The following is a 24,221-nucleotide window of genomic DNA, read 5'->3' as shown; positions in this document are numbered from 1 at the left end:
CGTGCCCTTCAATCTCAATTCGTCGTGACGGGCGCGGCGCCAGCCTGCCCGTTATCTTCATCCATACCGACCGCGTGCCCTTCGGACGCGGCCTGCCCCTGGAAATGCAGGAGGCGCTGCAGCAGCGATGCGACTCGATTAGCCGCGCCGCGATCGGTCAGCGCCAGGTGAACGACGTTGTCGCGGCCCAATGCCACAGACAGTGTCTCCCGGTCCAGTGGCAAGCGCGTCCCTTGCAGGCCGCTTCCCTCCGCCTCGCTACCGACCCTCCAGGCCTGATCGAGCTTTCGCGAGCCGTCCTGGCTCGCATCGGCGGAATGACCAAGCCACTCGACCCGGCCCTCACGCGCGTTCTGCGCAATGCGGTCCGAGCCCATGAGCAGCTTGCCCGATTTCAGTTCAAGGCCCAGCCTTTCGGTCAGCGCGCGAATCAGCGCCTGCTCGATCCGATCTGCCAGGTCGTCGGGAACGGACAGTGGCGCACCCTTGAAGGCGCGAGCCAACGCTCCCTTAAGTTTGCCCTTCGCGACCGCTTTTTCAAGAGCCTCGCGCGACACGCCGATCCACGCGCCGCGCCCGGGGGCACGCGCGTGGACGTCCGGAAGGACGAGGCCGTCGGGCGAGATCGCAAGGCGCAGGAGTTCGTCCCGCGCAGCCGTCCCGCCGGAAAGGATGCAGGTCCTTTCCGGGCTGGCACTATCGATGTCGGAGCTTAAGCGCTCATTGCGAGGATTCCGCATCGGCGGCCTCCTCGGTTACAGGCGCTTCGTCCGCCGGTTCGTCGTCGAACCAGTGGGCGCGAGCGGCCATGATGATTTCATTGCCCTGCTCTTCGGTCAGGCCGTACTCGCCGAGTACACCGCCCTTGTCCTCTTCGCGGGCGCGTCGGTTGACCGAGCCGTCGCGGCGACGCTGCTCGGAACGCTTCTTGGCGATGAGTTCGTCGGTGGCGAGGTCGGCAACGTCGTCGAGCGTCTTGATCCCGCCCTTGCCGAGCGTGACCAGCATCGCTTCGGTGAGGTGCGGCAGCTCGGCCACGGCATCCTCGACGCCCAGCGCGCGGCGTTCCTCGCGGGCGGCCTCCTCGCGGCGCTCGAGCGCTTCGTGGGCGCGGCTCTGGAGTTCTTCGGCAAGTTCCTCGTCGAAGCCCTCGATCGCGGCCAGCTCGGACAGTTCGATGTAGGCGACTTCTTCCAGCTCGGTGAAGCCTTCGGCAACCAGCAGCTGCGAGAGGGTCTCGTCGACATCGAGTTCATCCTCGAACATCTTGGAGCGCTCGGTGAATTCCTTCTGGCGCTTCTCCGAAGCCTCGGCCTCGGTCATGATGTCGATCTGCGAACCGGTGAGCTGCGAAGCGAGGCGCACGTTCTGGCCGCGGCGGCCGATCGCCAGCGAAAGCTGGTCATCGGGCACGACGACTTCGATGCGGCTCTCTTCCTCGTCGATGACGACGCGGCTGACGGTCGCGGGCTGCAGCGCGTTGACGACGAAAGTCGCGGTGTCCTCGCTCCAGGGAATGATGTCGATCTTCTCGCCCTGCAGTTCCTGCACGACGGCCTGGACGCGGCTGCCCTTCATGCCGACGCAGGCGCCGACCGGGTCGATCGAGTGATCGTGGCTGATCACGCCGATCTTGGCGCGCGACCCCGGGTCGCGGGCGGCCGCCTTGATCTCGATGATGCCGTCGTAGATCTCGGGCACTTCCTGCGCGAAGAGCTTCTTCATGAACTCGGGGTGCGCGCGAGACAGGAAGATCTGCGGACCGCGGTTCTGGCGCTCGACACGCAGGACCAGCGCACGCACGCGCTCGCCGACGCGGGCCGCTTCGCGCGGGATCTGCTGGTCGCGGCGGATAACGCCTTCGGCGCGGCCGAGGTTGACGATCACGTGGCCGAATTCGACCGACTTGATCACGCCGGTGATGACTTCACCCGCACGATCCTTGAATTCCTCGTACTGGCGGTCGCGTTCGGCATCGCGGACCTTCTGGAAGATCACCTGCTTGGCCGACTGCGCATCGATGCGGCCGAGATCGACCGGCGGCAGCGGATCGACGATGAAGTCACCGATCTTGGCGTCCTTCTGCAGCTTTTCGGCCTGCTTGAGATCAACCTGCTTGAAATAGTCTTCGACGTGCTCGACCACTTCGACGACGCGCCACAGGCGCAGGTCGCCGGTACGCGGATCGAGCTTCGCACGAATGTCGTTCTCTGCACCGTAACGGTTGCGGGCCGACTTCTGGATGGCTTCTTCCATCGCCTCGATGACGATCGACTTGTCGATCATCTTCTCCGATGCGACGGAGTTCGCGATCGCAAGCAGCTCGGCGCGGTTGGCGGAAATCGCACTGGCCATGGCTTAGTCTTCCTGTTCCTCGAGAATCTCGTCGGCGCCGCTCGTATCCAGCGGGCGGGTTGCAGCAATCAGCTTGTCGGTAAGGACCAGCCGCGCGGAATGAACGTCGGACAGCGGGAAAGTTACCCGGCCCGATTTCCTGTCTTCGAATTCGACCGTTTCACCGTCGAGGCCGACAAGTTCGCCATTCAGCGTCTTGCGATTGCCCTCAATGGGAGCGGTCAGATTGATTCGCGCCTCGTGACCGGCCCAGTTGACGTAATCCTTGGGACGCGTGAGCGGACGATCGATACCCGGCGAGCTGACTTCGAGGCGGTAGGCCTCTTCGATCAGGACTTCGCCCGCCTCTTCAAGAGCGTCCATGCGGTCGGAGATGCGATGCGAAAGCTTCACACAGTCGTCGAGGACGAGCTGCCCGGTCTTCGGGTTCTCGGCCATGATCTGCAGCGCATGCTCATCGTCGCCGACTTCCGAACGGCCGAACAGCTTCACGCGCACGAGATCGAATCCCAGGGCTTTGACCTCAGGTTCGATGACTTCGACAAGGCGCGCGATATCGACCAAACGAAACTCCACGTTAAATCACTGGTTTACCCGTAGCACATCGATGCAACGCGGTTCCGCGCCGGCCCCTTCCGGCGCCAGCCCGAACCTTGTTTCACCAATGTCGGGATGAGGCGCAGATAAGCGCATTGCCTTCAAAACGCAAGGCCCGATGAAAGCGGCGGCAATCTGGGCGAAGACCCGAGAAACCCGAAGCGCGACCTGCCGTACCGGACGCTGACCACACCGGTAACGACAGGCCGCTACTCCCCCATGCAGCTCTTGCCCCGAGACCCCGCGCCTGCCCGGCGCACGATTCGTATCCCGCGAAAGGCAGGGATGTCGGCTAAGTTTTGGACCGGCCGGGACGGCTGATCATCAATCCCGCCCTGCGCATGCTTACGGCCATGCGTCCGGCAATGACGAGATGATCGAAAAACTCGACTTCCACCGCTCGCGCGATCGCGGCTAGCTGGCGCGTGGCAGCAATGTCCGCCTCGCTCGGGCTCGGATCGCCGGAAGGATGGTTGTGGACGAGGACCAGCCCTGTCGCGTCAACATCGAAGATGCGCTTGAGCAGCGGACGATAGCGCCCGCGCACCGATGCGCTTGTCCCTTCACTACCGGACAGACAGGTTACCAGTATGCCGCGAACATCGAACAGGAGCGCAACCACGACTTCATGGCGCAAACCGCCGATCTGGCTCACCAGCGATTCGAGGGTCGCTCCGGATAGCGGCCTGACGACGCAGGCCCCCGGGACCAGTTCTGCCATGAGGGATCGGCTCCATTCCGCTTCAATCTGACCATGTGCAGGACCGTCCCCACCAGCAGGGCCGCCAGGGCCACGAAGGTCGGAGAGCCGCGCATCAGCGCGTAGACGAACGGCGGCACGCCGATGTCCGCCCACCGCGCGAAGTGCGCGCTCACGCTGAGGAGTTGTAGGGACGCTGCCCATATCGGCCAAATTCTCCGGGCTTGAACAGCCAGTATTCCAAAACCCGTAAGACCGACGAAATCGGTCACGAGTGCCGCCGGATCGACGCTGACGAAATGGCTGGGCACGAAGACGATGGCGATCCGCTGGATCACGGCCATCGCGACGATCACCAGTGCTCCGTAACGCTCCGGCGCCCCGCCCTTCCATGTCGCCAGAATGAGGGAGAGGGGCAGCAACAGGAAGAATGCCAATTGTTCACTTCCCAAACCTGCCCCTCCTCATTCCTCAGGCGACGGCGCGCTCCAGGTCGAGGTCGCGCAACTCGCCGCGATTATCCGGGCACTCGTAAGGAATGTCCATGCGTTCCGCGAGCTTGGACAGATCGGAGTGCGCACGAACCAGTTCCGAACGCGCTTCCATCAGATTGCGCTGCATGTTCGCGACCCGCATCATCGGGCGCTGACCTTCATAGGCATCTTCGGTCGTGGCGATGCGCCCCCGAGCGATTTCGGCAAGAAGTTCCCCGGCCTTGGCGAGCAGTTCGTCCATGCCCGTTTCCACCGACTTGATGCTGCGGGAAATCCGCATTCCAGCAATTTCAGGAGTCATGCTCTTCGTCTCCGCTGGCGCCCCCGGCGCTCATTCAGGTTCGAAGGCAATCGGTGCTCAACCGGGCCGGTTCGCCCCGTCAGGGCCGACCGTCAGATCAGCCTGCCCAGGGCATCGGCAATGGCCAGCGAAGACGCGAGCGTCATCGCCATGATCATGGCCAGAACGAGAATGGCCACCAGCCGCCCCGCCCTGCCGAATTTCGCATCGAAAGCCTCCAGGCCCGCCGGTCGCCGTCCCTTGTCCTCGTACCACTCGCGATGCATCGCCATCGGCCTTGCATCGGAGAGGACGAAGACCGGATCGACCGGCAAGTCCTGATCAGCGTCATCCCCGCCGCCGGGCTCATCGTCGACACGTGAAAAATCACATATGGTTTTGTCACATAGCTCAAGAAGCTGGACATAGCGCCGCGTGGTATCCTTGCGGTTGGTCGTCCCCCACTTGTCACGAACCGCGGAAATGCGCTGGTCGACCGTATTGGGCGCGATGTTCAGCTCACGCGCGATTTCCTTGGTGGTGCGGTGCATCGCGAGCAGGTCCAACACTTCGACCTGCTTGGCCGTCAGGCTGTCCAGCAGTGACCTGGCTTCATCTTCGTCGAACACCGGAATACGACTCGCCCGCCTATTGTATGCCTACCCTACACGACAAACCGGCACGCCATAAACGACCCCGGCCTTATCCTAAGCTGTCAGTTAATTGCATGGCAAAGCGACCCGCCCGTGACAAGGTCGCGCGCCAGTTATTCCGTCGCCATGATTCGGTGCTTGCGGATACAGTGCCTGATCTGATCATAAGTAAGCCCCAGCGCAGCAGCCGCTCGACGCTGGTTCCAGCGGTGCCCATCGAGCGCCGCGCGCACCAGGCTGCTTTCGTAGGCGTCGACCGCCGCGCGCAAGTCGTCGACCTGCTCCGGCTCCGGCGCCGACAAGGCCCGCTCCTGAGACGACGTCTCGTCTACCCGAATGCGGGCGCGTGGCTCTTGTAGCGAATCCGGTCGATGCCATGGGCTTTCGAAGGGATCGAACACGATTTCGGCAATCGGTTCGTCTTCCAGTCCCCAGCGATAGACCGCCCGCTCCACGACATTGCGCAACTCGCGAACGTTGCCCGGCCACTCATGACCTTCGAGCGCATCGCATGCGGCCGCGCTGAAACCGGGCCACCCCTGCCACTCCAGTTCGGCGGCCATACGTCTCCCATAATAGTCCGCCAGTTCGAAGACATCCCCTTCCCTCGCCCGCAGCGGAGGAAGATTGATGACTTCGAAACTCAACCGATCCAGCAGGTCGGCGCGGAACCTGCCTTCTTCGGCAAGGCGCGGGAGGTCGGCATTGGTGGCGGCCACGATGCGCACATCGACAAGTGAAGGTCGCGACGATCCGATCCGAGCGATTTCGCCATACTCGATCGCGCGCAGCAGCCGTTCCTGCGCGGCCATTGACAATGTTCCCAGCTCATCGAGGAAAAGGGTGCCGCGGTCCGCTTCCTCGAAGCGCCCGACCCTTGCCTTGACCGCCCCCGTGAAGGCGCCCGCCTCATGACCGAACAGCTCGGCCTCGATCAGTGTTTCGGGAAGTGCCGCGCAGTTCATGGTCACGAGCGCCTCGTCCCAGCGGGGGGACAGGCGATGAAGTCGCTGGGCAATCAGTTCCTTGCCGGTCCCGCGCTCCCCGATGACGAGAACCGGCCGGCTGACGGCGGCGGCCCGACTGGCCCGCTCCACCACATCAAGAAAGGCCGTCGACTGGCCGATGAACTGCACATCGCGATCCATGACCAATAATTAGCGAAATTTCCCATTAGTTGGCAATTCATCTTTTCCGTGGACCTTCAATCTTCGGATGAACCACAGGAATTCCGCCATTTCGGGCAATTGGCACGCCCTTTGCGTTCGATGGGGCGTAGTGAACGCAAGACCGGAAACTGAGGGAATTCACGTCATGTCGACCAGCATCGCAAGCACCGAACGCACCGACCGCCAGCCGGAAGGGCCCACCGTGCGCAGCAAGCTTGACTGGGCGATCATCGCCAGCGTCCTCGCCATGGGCACTCTCAATATCCTGGTCCTGTCCGACCAGGTCGGTCCGGCCAAGGCCTATGCCGCTTCGCCCGTCTGCGGAGTGCCGCTGCAATGAGCAGGCTCGACGCGGAAATCGAAATCCTCCAGAATCCGGTCAAGCACTCCTGCACCGGCGAGGCCCGCTTCGGCAGCGCCCCAACCGACGCCCAGACCCAGAACTTCGGCCCGACCTACATCAAAGGAAACATCAGGATGGGTATCTTCTCCCGCACGCGCGACATCATCGCCGCGAACTTCAACGACATGCTCGACAAGGCCGAAGATCCCGCCAAGATGATCCGGCTGATCATCCTCGAGATGGAGGAGACCCTCGTCGAGGTCCGCACTTCGAGCGCGCGCACGATCGCCGACCAGAAGGAACTGCGCCGCCATGTCGCCAAGCTGGAAAAGCTGCAGGACGACTGGGCGGACAAGGCCCAGCTGGCCCTCAGCAAGAACCGTGAGGACCTTGCCCGCGCCGCGCTGATCGAACGCAAGAAGGCAGCGGACATGGCGACTCAGCTGCGCGAGGAAGTCCTTGTCCTGGACGATGCGCTGCGTGCCTACGAGGAAGATATCGAAAAGCTGCAGAGCCGTCTTCGCGAGGCCCGCAGCCGCCAGAGCTCCATCGCCGCACGCTTGCAGAGCGCCGAAAATAGGGTCAAACTGCGCACCCTGCTTTCGAGCGAGCGCGTGGACGAGGCGATGGCACGCTTCGACCAGCTTGAGCGGCGCGTCGATTATGCCGAAGGTCGGGCCGAGGCGCTGGGCCTCGCCGACAGGCGCCAACCGACGCTCGCCGAGGAAATCGCCGCGCTTGCCGATGGCGACAAGATCGAGGCCGAGCTTGCCGAGATGAAGCGCAGCATGGGCCATGCCCCCGAGAAGTCGAGCGACGCATCGGGCAAGCGCGCCGAAGATCAACCGGAATAATTGCGGCGCGCGCCAGGCTCCCGGAAGCGCGCTCCGCCCGCGATGGGCCAGGACCGGGAAACAGGGACAGCGCACGCCCATTCGCAAACAGGGACGCGCGCAAACAAGGGAAGGAACACCAGTGTCACGCGGACAATTCTATCTCGACAAGTCGAATGCCAAGCTCGCAGGCGTATGCGCCGGCATCGCCGACTATACGGGCGTCGATGCGCTCTGGATCCGTCTGGCCGCCGTTCTGCTGACTTTCTTCGGCTTCTACCTTACCATTCCGATCTACATCGCGGTCATGGTGCTGGCCGACAAGCGCCCCAACTACCTCTACAGCAAGGAAGAGGAAGAGCGCCTGCTGCGCCGCATGGAGCGCCGCCGCTCCAGGCAGGGCCGCTCGACGCGACTGCGCTCGGAAATCTCCGACATCGACCGCCGCGTGGCGGACATGGAAGCCCACTACACCAGCAGCAATTCGCGGCTCGCCGCAGAGATCGAGAGCCTGCGCTGAGCGCAGGCCTCACGAAAGGACCGCTTCTTATGTTCAACTTTGCGGAACTCATCCCCATCGTGGCGCTGTCGATCCCGATCGTAGCGATCTGGACCCGGCACCAGCGCAAGATGGCGGAGCTCCAGGTTAAGGCGACCGCCGAAAAGGCCGCTCAGTACGCAACCAGCAACGCCGAACTCGAGGAACGCGTGCGGGTACTCGAGCGGATCATCACCGATGGCGGTTACGACACCGCCCTGCAGATCGAGGCCCTGCGCGATACGCGCGACGGCGACGCGCTGCGCAAGTCCGAAAGGGACACATCCGTCAACTGAGAGCCGCTTGCGGCCGGGTTACAGGGGCAGAATACGATGGGTTTCGGTGACGTCATCGCCTTTGCCGCGCTCATGGGCGCACTGATCGCCATGGTCGCGCTCGCATCGGGCGCCTACAAGCGCCGGCTTGACTTCCAGCAGCGGAAGCTGGAACTCCTTGCCGGCAAGGAAACGCAGCATGCAAAGCAGCTTGAGGTGCATTGCGCCGAGCTGGAGCAGCGCCTGCGCGTCCTGGAAAGAATTGTCACCGATGCCGAGAGCAAGAACCCGATCGCCATGCAGATCGAGGCCTTGCGCGACAGCGATGCACAAGAGGTTGTCACGCAATGAGTTTCTGGACTGCCGTCGTCGTTCTCTTCGCCATCGCGTCGATTACCTGGCTGCGCTCGCAAAAATACCGCGCCATGGGCGACCGTCGCGGGCCGGGCCACAGCGCCCGCGAGGAAGAACTCGAGCACGAGGTGGAAGCCCTGCGCAAACGCATCTCGGTGCTCGAACGCATTGCCACCGACGATCGGCGCAGCTCCGATCTCTCGCGCGAGATCGAATCGCTGCGCGACTGATCAGGGCAGCCGCGCTTCCAGTTCCGCCAGCCAGACCGCCGCGCTCGCATCGGACGGTGCACGCCAGTCCCCGCGCGGGCTCAGCGCCCCGCCAGAAGACACCTTGGGCCCGTTGGGGATCGCCGAGCGCTTGAACTGGCTGAAGGCGAAGAAGCGGCCCAGGAATTTCTCGAGCCAGCTGCGGATGGTCTCCAGGTCGTAGGCATTCTTGCGCTCGTCCGGGAACCCGGCCGGCCAGGTGCCCGCCGCCGTGTCATGCCAGGCATGCCAGGCAAGGAACGCCACTTTCGAAGGCTTCTGCCCGAACCGCATCACGTGGTGCAGGAAGAAATCGTTGAGTTCGTATGGCCCGATCTTGGCCTCTGTGCTCTGGATCGCGCCGTCGGCCCCGGCCGGGACCAGTTCGGGAGAGATCTCGGTAGCCAGAATCGCCAGCAGGATCTTCGCGGTCGGCTTGTCGAAGTCGCCAGTCGTCGCACACCAGCGGATCAGGTACTGGATCAGCGTCTTGGGCACGCCGGAATTGACCGCGTAATGGCTCATCTGGTCGCCCACACCATATGTGCACCAGCCCAGCGCCAGTTCGGACAGGTCGCCGGTCCCGATCACAAAGCCGCTGTTCTGGCTGGCCAGACGGAAGAGATAATCGGTGCGCAGGCCCGCCTGCACATTCTCGAACGTCACGTCGTAAACCGGCTCACCGTCGGCGAAGGCATGGCCGATGTCCTCCAGCATCCGGGTCGAGGCGGGAATGATGTCGATTTCGTCGGCAGTGATGCCCAGGGCCTTCATCAGCTTCCAGGCATTGGACTTGGTGCCCTCGCTCGTGCCGAAGCCGGGCATCGTATAGCCGCGGATGAAAGCGCGCGGCAGGCCCAGCCGGTCGCAGGCCCGGGCGGCGACGATCAGCGCATGGGTCGAATCGAGGCCGCCCGAAACGCCGATGACCATCGACTTCGCGCCGGTCGATTCGATGCGGCGCATGAGGCCGTCGACCTGGATGTTGAACGCCTCGTAGCAGTCCGCATCGAGCCGCTCTGCGCGGTCGGGAACGAAGGGAAAGCGGCTCACCTGCCGGATCAGGCCTATATCGCGCCCCGCGGGCGCGTGTCGGAACGACACGGTGCGGAACGTCTCGTCGGGCCGCCCGGCCACTTCGCCGGAATCGTTGAAGGTCGGCAGGCGCATCCGGTCGTTGAGGATACGGTCGCAGTCGACGTCGGCGATGCACAGCTCGGGATCGAGCGAAAATCGCTCGGATTCGGCGAGCAGGTCACCCAGTTCGTAGATGACGCCCTGCCCGTCCCAGGCAAGGTCGGTCGTGCTCTCGCCATGCCCGGCGGCGCAATAGACATAGGCCGCCGTCGCGCGGGCCGATTGCGAGCGGCAGAGCATGTGCCGCTCGTCCGACTTGCCGATCACGATGTTGGAAGCCGAAAGGTTGCACAAGATCGTCGCCCCGGCGAGCGCGCCAAGCGAACTGGGCGGGGTCGCGGCCCAGAAATCCTCGCAGATCTCGGCGAAGAAGCGGAAGCCCGGCAGGACTTCGGAGGCAAAGACGAGGTCCGTGCCGAAAGGCACATCGTGCCCGTTGACCCGGATCGACTGGCCGCGAATGTCCTTCCCGCTGGCGAACCAGCGCTTTTCGTAGAATTCGCGATAGTTGGGCAGGTAGGACTTGGGAACCGCGCCCAGAAGCTTGCCATGGGCGATTGCCAAAGCGCAGTTGTAGAGCCGGCCGTTCCTGCGCAGCGCAGCGCCGATCAGAAGCACAGGCGTCAATTGCGCGCTTGCCTTGACGATTTCGCCGATCGCCGCCTCGACTGCCTCGATCATGGCCTGCTGCAGGTGCAGGTCGTCGATCGCATAGGAGGACAGGCACAGTTCGGGATAGACCAGCAGATCGACATGCGCCTCGTGCGCGCGGCGCGCCTCGGCCAGAATCGCGTCGCGATTGAAGGCGACGTCAGCCGTGCGCACGTGCGGCGTGGAGGTCGCGACGCGCACGAAACCGTGCTCGTGCATGGCGTAGAACGGGTGGCTGTGCGTGGCGTTCAAGGTTGCGGGGCTCCGTACGTCTCTTGAGTGACTCCACTGACAGCAAGACGCTGGCGAGGCAAGGAATCCCCTTGCCCTTGCCCATTCGGCGCTTAAATGGCCTAGCATGCGCAGCCTCGACGATATCCGCGAAGAGTACGAATTCCTCGATGGCGACGAACGCTATCGCCTGCTGATCGAACTCGGCCGCGAACTGGACGCCATGCCCGATGCGCTCAAGACCGATGCGACCAGGGTGCGCGGCTGCTCGGCCAGCGTCTGGGTCTATCCGATGGCGCAGGACGACGGCAGACTGCACTTCCTTGCCGACAGCAACGCGGCCATCACCAAGGGCATCGTCGCGCTGGTGATCTCTGCCGTGCAGGACAGGCCCGCCGCCGATGTCGCTGCAACCGACATCGCCGCCGCGCTCGAACCTTTCGACCTGAAGAACCAGCTGTCGTCCAACCGCACTCAGGGCGTGCCCAACATGATCACCCTGATTCGCGAAACAGCAGCCCGGTATGCGGCAAGTTAAACGCGGGGTCTGGCTGGCGGCGGGGATCTTCTTCGTCGCGCTGGGGACCATCGGCATCTTCCTGCCGATCATGCCGACCGTGGTGTTCTACCTGCTGGCGGCCTGGTGCTTTTCCAAGAGCCATCCCAAATGGGCGGAGAAGCTTCACAACCATCCCATCCACGGCCATCACCTGCGCGCCTGGCGCGATCGCCGGGCGATCAGCCGCAAGGGCAAGGTCTCCGCGATCCTCGCGATGACCGCCTCGATACCCTTCACATGGCTGCTGACCGGCTGGCCCTGGTTCCTGATCCCGGTCGCGGTGCTGGCGATTCTGGGCCCCTGGATATGGACGCGGCCCGAATAGGGCCGGAAGCCTGGCTCAGTCCTCGACCGCCTCGCGCAGGACAGCGATGCCGGCCTGGCGCTGCTCGCGCAGTTCGCGCTTGAGCACTGCCGGATCGCGGGCGACCACGAAGCCGAAGCTCACCCCGCCTTCCTTGCCGATCGTTGCGTGGTGCAGCTTGTGCGCCTGCACCAGCCGCTTGGCATAGCCGCGCTTGGGCACCCAGCGGAAATAGCGCTGGTGGACGAGGCCATCGTGAATCAAGGTGTAGATCACACCATAGACGAGGATGCCGAGGCCGATCCACGTAGCCGGCGCCCAGGCGCTCTCTCCGAGGACAAGCGGAGAGCCGAGCGCGAACATCGAAATGCTCATCCCCGCGCCGACGAGCGCGAAGAGGTCGTTCTTCTCCAGCAGGTTGTCGTGCGGTTCGTGATGATCGCGGTGCCAGGCCCAGCCGAACCCGTGCATGACGTACTTGTGGCTCGACCAAGCGACGAATTCCATCGCGGCCACGGTGGCAAGGACGATCAGGCTGGCAACAACTGCGGACATGCGGATCGCTATAGCACTGCAATCGCGCCCTGCGACACTCTCTTACAAATGCGCATGGATTTGCGACGGGTCATATTCCTGCCGTTCATCTTCGCAGTCATATTTCTGAATGCACGGAACGCCGAGCAGCACCCCCGAGTTGCCCCGCCCTTTCCGGACAGATGCAAAGAAGGAAATGACATCATGCGCACCCTGACCAAGATCGTCGCCCCCGCCCTCGTCGCCGCACTGGGCATCGCCACCATCGCCCCTGCCTCGGCCCACGAAACCGCCCGCTACGACAATGTCCGTCATGACGCGGCGCGCCACATCCCGGCCCGCAATGCATCGATCCGCAGCGACATCAATGACCTGCGCCGCGACATTGACCGTGCAGCCGCCCGCCGCAAGATCAGCCAGCGCGAAGCCAAGGGCCTGCGCCGCGACGCTGCCGAAATCCAGCGCCTCTACGCCAGCTATGCCCGCAACGGCATCTCGGCCCGGGAGATGCAGATCCTCCAGCGCAAGGTCGATCGCGTCCACGTCGCCCTGCGCATGGAGCGCCGTGACCGAGACAACCGCCGCGGCTGACGCTGGGCACCCGGCACCGCCTCCAACATCCGCTCTACGATTAGGTCCGCTCGTTCCGCTTGAATTGCGGGGCGAGCGCGCCTAATCGCGCCTCATCATGAGCACGAAACCGCGTACACTCTACCAGAAGATCTGGGACGCCCACGTCGTTGACCAGCGCGACGACGGTACCAGCCTCGTCTACATCGACAGGCACATCATCCACGAGGTGACCAGCCCGCAGGCCTTCGAAAGCCTCCGCGCCGCAGGCCGCCCCGTGCGCCGCCCAGACCTTACGCTCGCGGTTCCCGACCACAACCTGCCGACTACGGCGCGCAAGGACGCTGCAGGCAATGTCCTGCCCATTGCCGACCCGCAGAGCGCCCAGCAGCTCGCCGCGCTTCAGAAGAATGCGCCCGAGTTCGGCATCCGCTACATCGATTCGACCGACCCGGAACAGGGCATCGTCCACGTCGTCGGCCCCGAACAGGGCTTCTCGCTGCCCGGCGCGACGATCGTGTGCGGCGACAGCCACACCGCCTGCCACGGCGGCCTGGGCGCACTGGCATTCGGCATCGGCACGAGCGAAGTCGAACACGTACTCGCTACGCAGACCCTGCTGCTCAAGCAGTCCAAGACCATGGAAGTGCGCGTCGAGGGCACGCTGGGCGCGGGCGTCACGCCCAAGGACGTGATCCTGCACATCATCGGCCTCATTGGCACCGCTGGTGGCACCGGCCACGTGATCGAGTATCGCGGCAACGTCTTCGAGGAAATGTCGATCGAGGGCCGCCTGACGGTCTGCAACATGTCGATCGAAGGCGGTGCGCGCGCAGGCCTGGTCGCGCCCGACGAAACCACATTCGCCTATATCAAGGGACGCCCCTACGCGCCCAAGGGCGAGGAATGGGACAAGGCCATCGCCTGGTGGAAGAGCCTTGCCACCGACGAAGGCGCGACTTTCGACAAGACCGTCTCGGTCCGCGCCGAAGACATCCAGCCGACCGTGACCTGGGGCACCAGCCCCGAGGATACCTCCGCGATCGGCGGCGTCATTCCGGCACCGGAAGACTTCGCCGACCCTTCGAAGCAAAGCGCAGTCAAGGTCAGCCTGGAATACATGGGCCTGACGCCCGGCACGAAGCTGACCGACATCGAAGTGCAGAACGTCTTCATCGGCTCATGCACCAACAGCCGCATCGAGGACATCCGCGCTGCCGCCGAAGTGCTCAAGGGCCGCCACAAGGCCGACAACGTCAAGTGGGCGATCATCGTCCCCGGCTCGGGCCTCGTCAAACAGCAGGCAGAGGCCGAAGGGCTCGACAAGATCATCATCGAGGCCGGTCTCGAATGGCGCGAACCGGGCTGCTCGGCCTGCCTTGCGATGAACCCGGACAAGGTTCCCGCCGGAGAGCGCTGCGCCTCGACCAGCAACCGCAATTTCACCGGGCGCCAGGGCCCCGGTGCCCGCACCCACCTGATGAGCCCGGCCATGGCCGCAGCGGCTGCCGTCACCGGCAAGCTGACAGACGTGCGCGATCTGGTAGGATAAGAAGATGTCCGAGGAATCCGAAAGCAATCTGGCCAGCAAGGCCGCCATTGCCGCCGGCGCCGCCATTGGCTCTGCCGCCATCGCCGCCGCCCTGCTCTTCGTGAAGCGCCGCAAGGCCCGCAACGAGGAAAAACCGCTCCACCCCGAAACCGCGCCCGAGACCGACTGATGGAATCCATTTCGCATGTATCCGGCCGCGCCATTCCGTTCGGCCGCAAGAACGTCGACACCGACGTGATCATCCCGGCCGCCTGGCTCAAGACGATCACCCGCGAAGGGCTTGGCCAGGGTGCCTTCGAGGCGGTCAAGCAGGAACCGGGCAACGTCTTCACCGACCCGGAATATGCCGGGGCGCCGATCCTGATCGCCGGCGACAACTTCGGCTGCGGCTCCAGCCGCGAACACGCCGCCTGGGCCCTGCTCGACATGGGCGTGACCTGCGTGATCGCGCCCAGCTTCTCCGACATCTTCTCCAGCAATGCCTTCAAGAACGGCATTCTCACCGTGGCGCTGCCGCAGGATGCCGTCGATCGCTTGCTGGAAGTCGCGAAGAGCGATGCCATCGACGTCGACCTCGAAGCGCAATCCGTGACCACGCCGTTTCAGGACCGCTTCACTTTCGAAATCGATCCGTTCCGCAAGCATTGCCTGCTTGAGGGTCTCGACGAAGTCGGGCTTACCATGGCGCAGGGCGCGGCCATCAAGGCTCACGAAACGCGCGCGAAAGAGGAAATGCCTTTCCTTGCCCGCACCATCGCGACGGTCGACTGAAAAAACCTTCGCCATGACGAAGGAATAAGGGCAATCGGCGAATCTGGATTGAACCAAGTCAATCCGGGCCTTATCCGCTTCTGGTAAGCAACAGGGGCCCTATTCCCGTGGGCATTATTTTCGAGGTTGTCATATGACGAGTTTTGAAGACCGCGAACGCGCAGAAGAAGCCAAGTTCGCACATGATGCCGATACGCAGTTCCGCATTCAGGCGCGCCGCAACCGGCTTGTCGGGGAATGGGCCGCAGAACGCATGGGCCTTTCGCAGGCCGAAACCGAAGCCTATGCCAAGGCCGTCGTCCAGGCCGACTTCGAGGAAGCCGGCGACGAAGACGTCATCCGCAAGCTGCTCGGCGACATCACCGCCGCCGGCGTAGAAACCACCGAGGCCGAAGTGCGCACCGCACTCGAAGCCAAGCAGGTCGAGGCCCGTCGCGCCTTTCTCGGCGAAGTCTGAGAAGCGCAGGGCACAGGAAACTCAGGGAACCCAACCATGGCAATGTCCGCAGAACAGATCGAAACCCTCATCCGGGCCTCGCTGCCCGATGCGCAAGTGACGATCACGGACCTTGCCGGTGACGGCGACCATTATTCCGCGCACGTGGTTTCCGCCGCATTCACCGGCAAGCCGCGCGTTGCGCAGCACAAGATGGTCTACGAAGCACTGGGCGGTCGCATGGGCGGCGAACTCCATGCCTTGCAACTGACGACCGCCGTTCCCAACTGAGCTTGCGTAGAAGATTAAAAGGTCAGCCTTCACCATGTCCGAAGTCAACGCCCGCATCGGCGAGATTGTAAACAAGAACGACATCGTCCTGTTCATGAAAGGGACGCCGCTATTCCCCCAGTGCGGCTTTTCCAGCCGTGCCGTGGCGATCCTCGAACACCTCGGCGCTCCCTATGAGAGCGTCGATGTGCTGCAGGACATGGAAATCCGCCAGGGAATCAAGGCCTACTCGGATTGGCCGACGATCCCCCAACTCTACGTGAAGGGCGAATTCGTCGGCGGCAGCGACATCATGATGGAAATGTACGAGGCCGGTGAACTGCACCAGCTCTTCATCGATTCCGGACTCGCCACGCAGGGCTGACCTGCGCAGGGTATCGCGTCGCATCGCAAGATCGGGACGCTCGGAAGGAAACTTCCGGGCGTTTTCTCTTGCACTCAAGGGATTGGCGGCGACGCAAACCTCTCGGCCTGTCGCAGTGCAAGATCGTCGATGCCGGGAAGTGTCTCGGGGAGACGGGGCCGTGGAGACTGGTCGGCCCCGTCTCTATTCGAGACTACTCGGGGGTACGGACCTATAAGCATATACCATGCCAATTTCGATTTTCGCCGGTTTTCCGCGTTTCCGGTCCGGCTCGCCCAAAGGCCACCGCAGGATAGTGTAAAGGCACCCGACACCATTCCAGTGCCGCGCGCGCCTCTCACATTTATGCCTTGCCTGCTTCGCCCCGTCGCGCGACAGCAAGGCCATGTTCGAATTCCCTCAGACCGATGAGCCCATTCCCGCAGATGGCCCGAATGTCATCCCCGCCGCGACGGTCGTCATCTTCCGCCAGTCGAGGACCGGAGGCGCGCCTGAACTGCTGATGCTGCAGCGGGCGAAAGAAATGCGCTTCGCTGGTAACGCGACCGTCTTTCCCGGCGGGCGGGTCGACCCTGCCGACCGCGATCTCGCCAAGGCCTTGCTTCCCGAGGTGCCAATCGAAAGGGCAGCGGCCAAGATCGCGGGAATTCGCGAAACGCTGGAGGAGACGGGGCTGATGATTGCCGTGCGCACTCCGGTCAGCCCGAAGGAAGCCGCTGCTGCCCGGGCCATGCTGCTCAAGGACGGCAGGCTCGCACCGGTTCTCGATCATTTCGGCTGGGAACTGGCCACCGACAGTCTCACGCTCTATGCCCACTGGTGCCCGATCTGGGAGCGCGCTTTCGACACGCGCTTCTTCATCCACGACCTCGGCACCGGCTCGGTCGATGTCGAAGTCGATGCGACGGAGAACACGCGCCTGTTCTGGACCAGCGCCGCCGATACCCTGGCCATGGCAGGCCGCGGTGAGATCAAGATCATCTTCCCGACCAGGCGCAACCTCGAAAGGCTCGCACAGTTCAATTCCTACGACGAGGTTCTGGACGACATTGCACGCCATCCCGTGCGTCGCATCAATGGGATTACCGTCGACCACGATGGCGAGAAGTGGCTGATGCTGCCTGAAGATGCGGGCTATCCGGTCCTCGGCGAACCCCTCTCAAGCGTCAGGCGCAGCTGACTTACCAGTCATCCCGGCAGGCAGGCACGTGCCCAAGCCTGCCTTCGCTCAAGGCTCGATGGCGTGCCTCTGCGCGAGGTGATCGACAACGGGAGCGTAGATCGGCCGATCGAACTCGATCCCGGCCACATCGTTCTTGTTCCAGCGCACGACGCCGGTCAGCGCTTCCATGCCCTCGGGCCGGATCATGACACGCGTGCCAACGCGGAAGAACAGGCTGCGCGGCCGGATGCAACATCCTTCGACCGAAATGTCGGAGATCTCACCCTCGTCGCGCATGCCCGCCTGCGTCCGGCACTGCACGGGCAGGGACACGGGCCGACGGATATAACGGCGAGGCAACAAGGGTCGGGTCATGGTCGCTCATCATGACCGAAACTGGTTGATCAACTTTTAAAGCGGCCTGCAGACATGTCGAAGCGAACCAGTAATCGTCCAGTAGACCGACGGCATTACTGAGATTTTAAAGGCACTTGGCAAGATAACGATCAAGCACAAGCACTCGCCTTTTCTCACGGAAAGACGTTCAGAATCGACCATTCACCTGCGCTGCAAAACAAAAATCGGCTCAAGCGAAGAGCCCGGCGAACTGTTCGCGCAAGAGCTTTTTCTGGATCTTGCCCATCGTGTTGCGCGGCAACGCATCCAGGGTCAGAATGGTTTTCGGCACCTTGAACGCCGCCAGATCCTTGCGCAGGTCCTCGCGCACCGCATCGGGATCGAATGCTCCCGCGGGCTGGACCACGGCGACGACCGCCTCGCCGAAGTCGGGATGGGGCACGCCGATCACGGCGGCTTCGGCCACGTCATCGCGGTCGTCCAGCAAGGCTTCCACTTCGGCCGGGTAGACGTTGAGGCCGCCGGAGATGATCAGGTCTTTCTCGCGCCCGACCAGCTGGACGTAGCCCTCGGCATCGATCACCCCCATGTCGCCGGTAATGAACCAGCCGTCGGGCCGAAACTCGGCCGCGGTCTTCTCGGGCATCTGCCAATATCCCTTGAAGATATTGCGCCCCTGGACTTCGACGATACCGACTTCCCCCTGGGGCAGCACCGTGCCGGTCTCGAAGTCGGCAATGCGCAGCGAAACGCCGGGAAGCGGCGGACCGACAAAGCCGGCGCGGCGCTCACCGTCATAGGGATTGGATGTGAGCATCCCGGTCTCGGTCATCCCGTAGCGCTCAAGGACGCGGTGGCCGCAGCGTGCCTCGAATGCGCGGTGGATGTCGGCAGAGAGCGGGGCCGAGCCGGAGATGAACAGGCGCATGTTCGACGCCGCCTCGCGCGTGAATGCAGGATCGGCAAGCAAACGAATGTAGAACGTGGGCACCCCCATCAGCACGGTCGAATGCGCCATCAGCTCGATCACCCGCCCGCTTTCGAACTTCGGCAGGAAAACCATCGAGGCGCCTGAGAAGAGTACACAGTGAACCGCCACGAACAGGCCGTGGACATGGAAGATCGGCAAGGCGTGAATGAGCCGGTCGTCAGGCGTGAAACGCCAGAATTCGATCAGCATTTCGCCGTTCGAAGCTAGGTTGTCTTGGGTCAGCATAGCTCCCTTGGGCTTGCCGGTCGTGCCCGAAGTGTACAGGATCGCCGCGATGTCGTCGCTCTGGCGCGGCACGGGCGCCGCCCCCTCTTGCGGCATGTCGGCGAAGAGCCGTTCGAGCGTCGTCACCTGCATCTTGCCGCCGCCGATGCGCTCGAAAAGCCCTGTGCTCGGATCGCGGCAGACGGCCAGGACAGGCGTTGCATCGCTGGCAAAATAGGTCAGCTCGGCTTCGGTATAGTCGACGTTGAGCGGCAGGTAGATCGCCCCGGCCCGGATCGCGGCGATGTAGAGGATCAGCGTCTCGACGTTCTTGTCGGTCTGCACCAACACCCGCTCGCCCGGCGCCACGCCCAGCGCCTGCAGCCGCGCGGCCAGTCGTCCAGACTCCTGTTCAACCTCGCGATAGGTCCAGCAACGCTGCCCGTCTTCGACCAGAATCCTGTCCGCGAACACACCGAAACTGCGCGCAAAGCGTGAATAGAGATCGCCCGACACGTATTGCCTCTTCCCTTGCGTCAATGCCTGAAGCCTCGAATGGGGGAGGCGCTGGGGATACGCAACCCCTGCGCCAGAAGCAGCCTTTCCCAATTTCCTCAAGTGAGCTGCAGAACCCACTGCAACTTAAGGAAATATATGACGAATATTACCGCAGCTCTTTCCCGGCGTGCAGCATTCCTTGCAATGCGATCCAATTGACGCGGCCATGAACGCATGGGTCATAAATTCAACTAACGCAATACATCCCCGGAATACTGCCGAAGCAGCCCACCGGACAAGAGTCCGGATGCAAGGAGCCGCCACGAGAATGCGTTGCAATAGTGCCACTACGGTCACTCTTACGCTTGCCCTGCAAGCACTCTCCTGCGAAACGAAGCAATCAGCACAACTCCGGACTTGACCGAAACCCATCGCAATTGACGTTTTCACATGCATTATCGAAAAAATAACCAAATATTTTCAATAGCGTAAAATCAGAGCACAAAAGTAATTCGGATCGCCGCGCTCAAGGAATTTCAGAAGATAATGCCCCCCATTCCACCGAATGATGCAGAGCGGGTCGCAGCGCTCAGGCAACTCGAATTGCTCGACGGTCCCGGACACCCATCGTTCGACGATGTCGTGCAGGTCATCAGCCGAACGCTCGATTCCTCGATCGCGATGATCTCGCTGATGGATGAGCAACGGCAGTGGTTTCTTGCCTCTCGAGGGATCGATGTCCGGGAAACGCCGCGCGAGATGGCGTTCTGCAATTATCCGGTTGCCTTTGGCGAACCTTTCCTGGTTCGGGACGCTCACAGCGACACGCGTCTCGCCGATAGCCTGCTTGCGCACGAGGGCCCGCAGATCCGCTCCTACATCGGTTATCCGGTGCGCGCCCCCGACGGCCATATCCTCGGCACGGTGTGCGCAGCTGACCCGGCCGCGGACAAGTTCGACACTTCGCACCTCGACCTGATGGGAAATCTATCGACACTGGTCGAACAGCTTGTCGCGGCCCATGCCCTCACGCTCGAGCTGGATCGCATGCATCGCGACCTGGCAGCGGAGAAGACGAGGCTAGAGCAGGTCAACATGACCTTCAGCCAGATGGAACGGATCGCCCGGATCGGGGCCTGGGAGTACGACATCGAGTCCGCCCGGCTCTCCTGGTCCGAGAGCATTCACACGATCCATGGACACCCCATCGATCAGCCCATCGATAGCAAGACCGCCATGGACTACATCGTCCCAATGCACAGGCCGATAGTGCGCGATGCCATTCGGGCCATGGTGGACGGTGCGAACGAGATCGACTTCGAGGCCGACATCATCACCCGTACCGGCAAGTCGAAGCGCATACACATCGTCGGCCAGAGGCATAAGGAAAGCGAACGCGCCCGACGCATCGTCGGTGTCCTCATGGATGTCACCGAACGATACAAAACGCACCTTGCGCTGAAGCGCGCGGCCGAAATCGACGAGCTGACCGGGCTGCTCAATCGCAATGCCTTTGCCGCACACCTGGATGACACGGTCCAGTTGAACGGCGCCGGCAATCGGCCGCCACACCTGCTCATGTTCGACCTCGACGGACTGAAGGATACAAACGAGATCTACGGCCACACCGTGGGCGATCAGGCTCTGCGCGAGGTCAGTGCGCGGATCGCCGCTCTGGCGACGGACCGGCTTTCCGTCTCGCGCTGGGGAGGCGACGAATTCGCCGTCACCATACCGGGCGACATGCCGGTCAATGCGATCCGTGAATTTGCCCGCAAGGTGATCGACGCCATCGCGGTCCCGATCGAGCAACCCCGCCGCACGATCTACCTGAGGGCCACTTGCGGCGTCGCGGAAAGCGAACCGCACATTTCGGGCAAGGAACTGGTGCGACGCGCCAACCAGGCGCTCCACCTCGGCAAGACCACCGGGATGGGCCTCGTCCATTTCTACGACCAGTCGTTCGAGCAAAGGAAGCAGGCGCGCAAGGCAATAGAGCTGGAAATCCGTTCGGCGCTCGAACAGGGGCGGATCTTTGCGCGCTACCAGCCCATCGTCGACCTGCATACCGGCCGCACCGAAGGCTATGAAGCGCTGCTGCGACTGACCAACGCAGCGGGCAAGGAACTCACGGCGGCACAGCTCCTGCCCGCTCTTGTCGATCCGGAACTGTCCAGACTCGTCGCCTCCCGGATGATGAACCTCGTCGCCGCGGACTTCGCGGAGATTTCACGCTCTGCCGGAATCCCGGGCTTCATCAGCATAAACGCCACCGAGGCAGACCTGCTGGGCTGCGACTATGTCGATATGCTGCTCTCCACCCTCGCCGCGCATGCCATTCCCACAGAGCACATCACGCTGGAAGTGACGGAAACGATGCTGCTGGTAAACGATCTGGACCGGATGCGCGCCGTGCTCGAACGCCTCAAGGCCGCGGGGATCTCGATCGCTCTCGACGATTTCGGGACCGGATTTTCCTCGCTGACCCATCTCAAGGTCTTCCCGATCGACAAGGTGAAGATCGATCGCAGTTTCGTGTGCGACATCACGCAGGACCGCTATGCGCATTCGATCGTGGCTGGCGTCATTGCCATGGCACGCAGCCTCTCGGTCGACATCATTGCCGAAGGTATCGAAACCCGGGAGCAGTTGGCGATGCTGCGCGAAATGGGCTGCGTGATGGGCCAGGGCTTCCTTCTGTCCAAGCCCGTCCATGCAAGCGACTGCCGGCCGCACGCCGCTTTCGTTGCAGCTACTGAAAACGGCTTATGACAAAACTAATCTTTTCAGATTAGGGATAAATGTGTCGCGCTGCCGGCACAAGCCGGCAAGCTGGGAGAGAAACAGGCGTGCCATTGAGTTCGACAGAGCCGCTCAACGACAGGGTTTATGTTGAGCTCGTCCGCAGCCTCTACGCCAACATCACGCCCGCCCTGATCATGATGCTGGCCTTCATGCTCGCGTTTGGCATCATCTGGCTGGAATCCCCGGGCGAGGATCCACTCCTGATCGTCCTCGGGACGGTGAGCACGCTGGCAAGCCTGGCCCGGTTCCTCGTAACGCTCGCCTATCGCAACACCGCGCTTACGGCAGCCCTTGGCCGCCGCCGGGCGCGCCGGCTCGAACTGGTCTTCGCGGTCCCCTACATCGGCTTTGCGGCTCTGCTCGGGCTTTATGGCGCATACGTCTTCTGGATGCCTTTGACCGAGGCCCATACCATGATCATCGCCCTGCTCGTCGGCTATTGCGCCGGCGTTGCCACAGGCACCGGGCTGCGTCCGAACATCGCCGTTCCCAGCATGTGCCTGGCAATCGGGCCGACGATCCTGATTTCCGCAATCCGCGCCGACCCGGTGCACATCGGCCTTGCCGTCATCACCCTCGCGTTCCTCTTCGCCGGTTCGCAGACAGTGCTGATGCGCCACGATACGACGCGCGCGGAGATCGCCAAACGGCTGGCATCGGTTTCGCTCGCCCGGCGCGACACGCTGACCGCCCTGCCCAACCGGCTGGCGCTTCAGGAATATTACGAGGAAAACGCCGCGACTATCTCTCCCAACGGATTGATCGCCGTGCATTATCTCGATCTCGATGGCTTCAAGCCGGTCAACGATACTTATGGCCACGGGGTCGGCGATGCCCTGCTAACGTCGGTGGCCAGCCGCCTGCGCGGCGCGATCCGCAGCGGCGATATCGTTGCGCGGCTGGGCGGAGACGAATTTGCCGTCATCCAGTTCGGTCTGCAGCGCGCGGACGAGGCTGACCTGCTTGCCCGCCGGATCGGCGCAAACATCGCGCAACCTTTCGAAATCGGCGATCACAGCGTCACGATCAGCACCTGCATCGGAACCGTGGTCAGCACCGACCGCGGCCAGCGACTCGACCTGTTGCTGCAGGAAGCGGACGAGAAACTCTACGCCCGAAAGCGGGCCCGCGGTGAAACCGCGGCACTGCGCGACATCGCCTGAATTGCAGCCCGGAAATCACCCGCGAGAGTCTTCGCGGTTGTCTTGGGGCCCTCTCCTGACCTAGGTGCGCGGCCTTCAATCATGGAGAGAGACGCATGTTGCTCAAGCTTGAGGGAGTGATGTCCCCCGATGACGTTGCCGCCTGCCGCGCCCTGATCGATCGCGGAGATTGGGTCGACGGCAACGAGACGTCCGGCCACCAGTCGCGTCTGGCCAAGAACAACCTGCAACTGCGCAGCGGCAGCGCCGAGGAGCGTCAGGCCGGGGAGATGGTCGCCGCCGCGCTGGGCCGCACGCCGCGGTTCGTTGCGGCCGCCCTGCCGCTCAAGGTCTTCCCCCCCCTGTTCAACCGCTACGGCGGCGGGCAGGCGTTCGGCGCCCATGTCGACAATGCGATCCGGCAGGTCCAGGGCACAGAATTCCGCATTCGCAGCGACTTGTCCTGCACCCTGTTCCTGACCGAGCCCGAGGACTACGACGGCGGCGAACTGGTGATCCAGGACCTCTACGGCGAACAGCGGGTCAAGCTGCGCGCCGGAGACATGGTGCTCTACCCCGCGTCGAGCCTGCACCGCGTGACGCCGGTCACGCGCGGTGAGCGCATCTCCAGCTTCTTCTGGCTGCAGAGCATGGTTCGCGACCACGGCGAGCGCGAACAGCTCTATCGCCTCGACTGTTCGATCCAGACGCTGTCGGCCGAGCGCGGCGGGCAGGATCCGGTCGTTCTGGAGCTGACCAACCTCTACCACAACCTGCTGCGCCGCTGGGCGGACACCTGATTGTTAATGAAAATAATTCTCAT

Annotated in this window: 31 protein-coding genes; 19 read left to right on the top strand and 12 right to left on the bottom strand. The window is 63.1% G+C overall.

Features of this window, described 5'->3' with window-relative positions; genetic code table 11:
* Positions 1 to 14 precede the first annotated feature (14 nt).
* The 8 genes from J3474_RS02000 to pspF all read right to left on the bottom strand — a co-directional run bounded on the left by J3474_RS02000 (position 15) and on the right by pspF (position 6,227).
* Complete coding sequence (locus J3474_RS02000) at positions 15 to 740, bottom strand: DUF448 domain-containing protein (protein ID WP_013832440.1); 726 nt, start codon at positions 738 to 740, stop codon at positions 15 to 17.
* Positions 721 to 2,355 (bottom strand): transcription termination factor NusA, encoded by a 1,635-nt coding sequence (gene nusA, locus J3474_RS01995; protein WP_013832439.1) that lies wholly within the window; start codon positions 2,353 to 2,355, stop codon positions 721 to 723. The genes J3474_RS02000 and nusA overlap by 20 nt, the downstream gene beginning before the upstream one ends.
* A gap of 3 nt (positions 2,356 to 2,358) precedes the next feature.
* A complete protein-coding gene (gene rimP / locus J3474_RS01990; RefSeq protein WP_041558811.1) occupies positions 2,359 to 2,919 on the bottom strand; it encodes a ribosome maturation protein RimP in 561 nt (186 codons plus the stop codon).
* Between the two features lie 325 nt (positions 2,920 to 3,244).
* Positions 3,245 to 3,607, bottom strand: a complete 363-nt coding sequence (locus J3474_RS01985; RefSeq protein WP_242528143.1) for a JAB domain-containing protein — start codon at positions 3,605 to 3,607, stop codon at positions 3,245 to 3,247.
* Positions 3,604 to 4,104 carry a hypothetical protein gene (locus tag J3474_RS01980; protein WP_207092917.1) on the bottom strand — a complete coding sequence of 167 codons (501 nt, stop codon included), beginning with the start codon at positions 4,102 to 4,104 and terminating at the stop codon, positions 3,604 to 3,606. Before J3474_RS01980 ends, J3474_RS01985 begins: the two co-directional genes overlap by 4 nt.
* 19 nt (positions 4,105 to 4,123) lie before the next feature.
* Entirely contained in the window at positions 4,124 to 4,447 is a 324-nt protein-coding gene (locus J3474_RS01975; RefSeq protein WP_232512642.1) for a hypothetical protein, read from the bottom strand.
* Positions 4,448 to 4,539: 92 nt separating this feature from the next.
* Positions 4,540 to 5,055 (bottom strand): helix-turn-helix transcriptional regulator, encoded by a 516-nt coding sequence (locus J3474_RS01970; protein ID WP_207092916.1) that lies wholly within the window; start codon positions 5,053 to 5,055, stop codon positions 4,540 to 4,542.
* A gap of 137 nt (positions 5,056 to 5,192) precedes the next feature.
* Positions 5,193 to 6,227: a phage shock protein operon transcriptional activator gene (gene pspF / locus J3474_RS01965; protein WP_207092915.1), complete on the bottom strand. Its 1,035-nt coding sequence runs from the start codon at positions 6,225 to 6,227 to the stop codon at positions 5,193 to 5,195.
* Between the two features lie 166 nt (positions 6,228 to 6,393).
* On the opposite strand from pspF, the gene J3474_RS01960 reads away from it, so the two are divergent.
* The 6 genes from J3474_RS01960 to J3474_RS01935 all read left to right on the top strand — a co-directional run bounded on the left by J3474_RS01960 (position 6,394) and on the right by J3474_RS01935 (position 8,821).
* The gene (locus J3474_RS01960) at positions 6,394 to 6,588 is read left to right on the top strand and encodes a hypothetical protein (protein ID WP_051010021.1); all 195 of its coding nucleotides are present in this window, start codon (positions 6,394 to 6,396) and stop codon (positions 6,586 to 6,588) included.
* Positions 6,585 to 7,445, top strand: a complete 861-nt coding sequence (pspA, locus tag J3474_RS01955) for a phage shock protein PspA (RefSeq protein WP_207092914.1) — start codon at positions 6,585 to 6,587, stop codon at positions 7,443 to 7,445. The genes J3474_RS01960 and pspA overlap by 4 nt, the downstream gene beginning before the upstream one ends.
* Positions 7,446 to 7,566: 121 nt before the next feature.
* Positions 7,567 to 7,944 (top strand): PspC domain-containing protein, encoded by a 378-nt coding sequence (locus J3474_RS01950; RefSeq protein WP_207092913.1) that lies wholly within the window; start codon positions 7,567 to 7,569, stop codon positions 7,942 to 7,944.
* A 29-nt stretch (positions 7,945 to 7,973) separates the two neighbouring features.
* Positions 7,974 to 8,258 carry a hypothetical protein gene (locus J3474_RS01945; protein WP_007013666.1) on the top strand — a complete coding sequence of 95 codons (285 nt, stop codon included), beginning with the start codon at positions 7,974 to 7,976 and terminating at the stop codon, positions 8,256 to 8,258.
* Between the two features lie 36 nt (positions 8,259 to 8,294).
* On the top strand, positions 8,295 to 8,588 hold the full coding sequence (locus tag J3474_RS01940; protein ID WP_013832432.1) for a hypothetical protein: 294 nt from the start codon (positions 8,295 to 8,297) through the stop codon (positions 8,586 to 8,588).
* Positions 8,585 to 8,821, top strand: a complete 237-nt coding sequence (locus J3474_RS01935; RefSeq protein WP_041558808.1) for a hypothetical protein — start codon at positions 8,585 to 8,587, stop codon at positions 8,819 to 8,821. Before J3474_RS01940 ends, J3474_RS01935 begins: the two co-directional genes overlap by 4 nt.
* Here J3474_RS01935 and J3474_RS01930 read toward each other — a convergent pair whose 3' ends face one another.
* Positions 8,822 to 10,846 carry an NAD(+) synthase gene (locus J3474_RS01930; RefSeq protein ID WP_207093004.1) on the bottom strand — a complete coding sequence of 675 codons (2,025 nt, stop codon included), beginning with the start codon at positions 10,844 to 10,846 and terminating at the stop codon, positions 8,822 to 8,824.
* A 139-nt stretch (positions 10,847 to 10,985) separates the two neighbouring features.
* Between J3474_RS01930 and J3474_RS01925 the strand changes: the two genes are divergently transcribed.
* Positions 10,986 to 11,396, top strand: coding sequence for a SufE family protein (locus J3474_RS01925; RefSeq protein ID WP_007013661.1), 411 nt, complete (start codon positions 10,986 to 10,988; stop codon positions 11,394 to 11,396).
* On the top strand, positions 11,383 to 11,742 hold the full coding sequence (locus J3474_RS01920) for a YbaN family protein (protein WP_207092912.1): 360 nt from the start codon (positions 11,383 to 11,385) through the stop codon (positions 11,740 to 11,742). The genes J3474_RS01925 and J3474_RS01920 overlap by 14 nt, the downstream gene beginning before the upstream one ends.
* Before the next feature lie 15 nt (positions 11,743 to 11,757).
* Here J3474_RS01920 and J3474_RS01915 read toward each other — a convergent pair whose 3' ends face one another.
* Positions 11,758 to 12,276 carry a sterol desaturase family protein gene (locus J3474_RS01915; RefSeq protein ID WP_013832430.1) on the bottom strand — a complete coding sequence of 173 codons (519 nt, stop codon included), beginning with the start codon at positions 12,274 to 12,276 and terminating at the stop codon, positions 11,758 to 11,760.
* A gap of 183 nt (positions 12,277 to 12,459) precedes the next feature.
* On the opposite strand from J3474_RS01915, the gene J3474_RS01910 reads away from it, so the two are divergent.
* From J3474_RS01910 to J3474_RS01875, 8 genes are all read left to right on the top strand, one after another.
* The gene (locus J3474_RS01910) at positions 12,460 to 12,846 is read left to right on the top strand and encodes a hypothetical protein (RefSeq protein ID WP_207092911.1); all 387 of its coding nucleotides are present in this window, start codon (positions 12,460 to 12,462) and stop codon (positions 12,844 to 12,846) included.
* A gap of 97 nt (positions 12,847 to 12,943) precedes the next feature.
* Positions 12,944 to 14,377 (top strand): 3-isopropylmalate dehydratase large subunit, encoded by a 1,434-nt coding sequence (gene leuC / locus J3474_RS01905; protein ID WP_207092910.1) that lies wholly within the window; start codon positions 12,944 to 12,946, stop codon positions 14,375 to 14,377.
* A 4-nt stretch (positions 14,378 to 14,381) separates the two neighbouring features.
* Positions 14,382 to 14,546: a hypothetical protein gene (locus J3474_RS01900; RefSeq protein WP_173364725.1), complete on the top strand. Its 165-nt coding sequence runs from the start codon at positions 14,382 to 14,384 to the stop codon at positions 14,544 to 14,546.
* The gene (gene leuD, locus J3474_RS01895) at positions 14,546 to 15,148 is read left to right on the top strand and encodes a 3-isopropylmalate dehydratase small subunit (protein ID WP_207092909.1); all 603 of its coding nucleotides are present in this window, start codon (positions 14,546 to 14,548) and stop codon (positions 15,146 to 15,148) included. Before J3474_RS01900 ends, leuD begins: the two co-directional genes overlap by 1 nt.
* Positions 15,149 to 15,281: 133 nt before the next feature.
* The gene (locus J3474_RS01890) at positions 15,282 to 15,605 is read left to right on the top strand and encodes a DUF1476 domain-containing protein (RefSeq protein ID WP_013832426.1); all 324 of its coding nucleotides are present in this window, start codon (positions 15,282 to 15,284) and stop codon (positions 15,603 to 15,605) included.
* Positions 15,606 to 15,641: 36 nt separating this feature from the next.
* Positions 15,642 to 15,875, top strand: a complete 234-nt coding sequence (locus J3474_RS01885) for a BolA family protein (RefSeq protein WP_007013653.1) — start codon at positions 15,642 to 15,644, stop codon at positions 15,873 to 15,875.
* Between the two features lie 34 nt (positions 15,876 to 15,909).
* Entirely contained in the window at positions 15,910 to 16,239 is a 330-nt protein-coding gene (grxD, locus tag J3474_RS01880; RefSeq protein WP_013832425.1) for a Grx4 family monothiol glutaredoxin, read from the top strand.
* Between the two features lie 385 nt (positions 16,240 to 16,624).
* Positions 16,625 to 17,419, top strand: a complete 795-nt coding sequence (locus J3474_RS01875) for an NUDIX domain-containing protein (protein WP_207092908.1) — start codon at positions 16,625 to 16,627, stop codon at positions 17,417 to 17,419.
* 48 nt (positions 17,420 to 17,467) lie between these two features.
* Here the strand turns inward: J3474_RS01875 and J3474_RS01870 are convergent, their stop codons facing one another.
* Positions 17,468 to 17,776 (bottom strand): PilZ domain-containing protein, encoded by a 309-nt coding sequence (locus tag J3474_RS01870; RefSeq protein ID WP_207092907.1) that lies wholly within the window; start codon positions 17,774 to 17,776, stop codon positions 17,468 to 17,470.
* Between the two features lie 211 nt (positions 17,777 to 17,987).
* The gene (locus tag J3474_RS01865; RefSeq protein ID WP_242528141.1) at positions 17,988 to 19,493 is read right to left on the bottom strand and encodes an AMP-binding protein; all 1,506 of its coding nucleotides are present in this window, start codon (positions 19,491 to 19,493) and stop codon (positions 17,988 to 17,990) included.
* A gap of 504 nt (positions 19,494 to 19,997) precedes the next feature.
* Between J3474_RS01865 and J3474_RS01860 the strand changes: the two genes are divergently transcribed.
* The 3 genes from J3474_RS01860 to J3474_RS01850 all read left to right on the top strand — a co-directional run bounded on the left by J3474_RS01860 (position 19,998) and on the right by J3474_RS01850 (position 24,198).
* Positions 19,998 to 22,223, top strand: a complete 2,226-nt coding sequence (locus J3474_RS01860) for a bifunctional diguanylate cyclase/phosphodiesterase (RefSeq protein WP_207092906.1) — start codon at positions 19,998 to 20,000, stop codon at positions 22,221 to 22,223.
* A 77-nt stretch (positions 22,224 to 22,300) separates the two neighbouring features.
* Positions 22,301 to 23,419: a GGDEF domain-containing protein gene (locus tag J3474_RS01855; protein WP_242528140.1), complete on the top strand. Its 1,119-nt coding sequence runs from the start codon at positions 22,301 to 22,303 to the stop codon at positions 23,417 to 23,419.
* Between the two features lie 95 nt (positions 23,420 to 23,514).
* On the top strand, positions 23,515 to 24,198 hold the full coding sequence (locus J3474_RS01850; RefSeq protein WP_207092904.1) for a Fe2+-dependent dioxygenase: 684 nt from the start codon (positions 23,515 to 23,517) through the stop codon (positions 24,196 to 24,198).
* The last annotated feature ends 23 nt before the right edge of the window (positions 24,199 to 24,221 follow it).

Source organism: Novosphingobium sp. PY1, assembly GCF_017312445.1.
Classification (GTDB): domain Bacteria; phylum Pseudomonadota; class Alphaproteobacteria; order Sphingomonadales; family Sphingomonadaceae; genus Novosphingobium.
The sequence above is the reverse complement of the archived record's forward strand: the minus strand, read 5'-3'. Positions and strand labels throughout refer to the sequence as shown.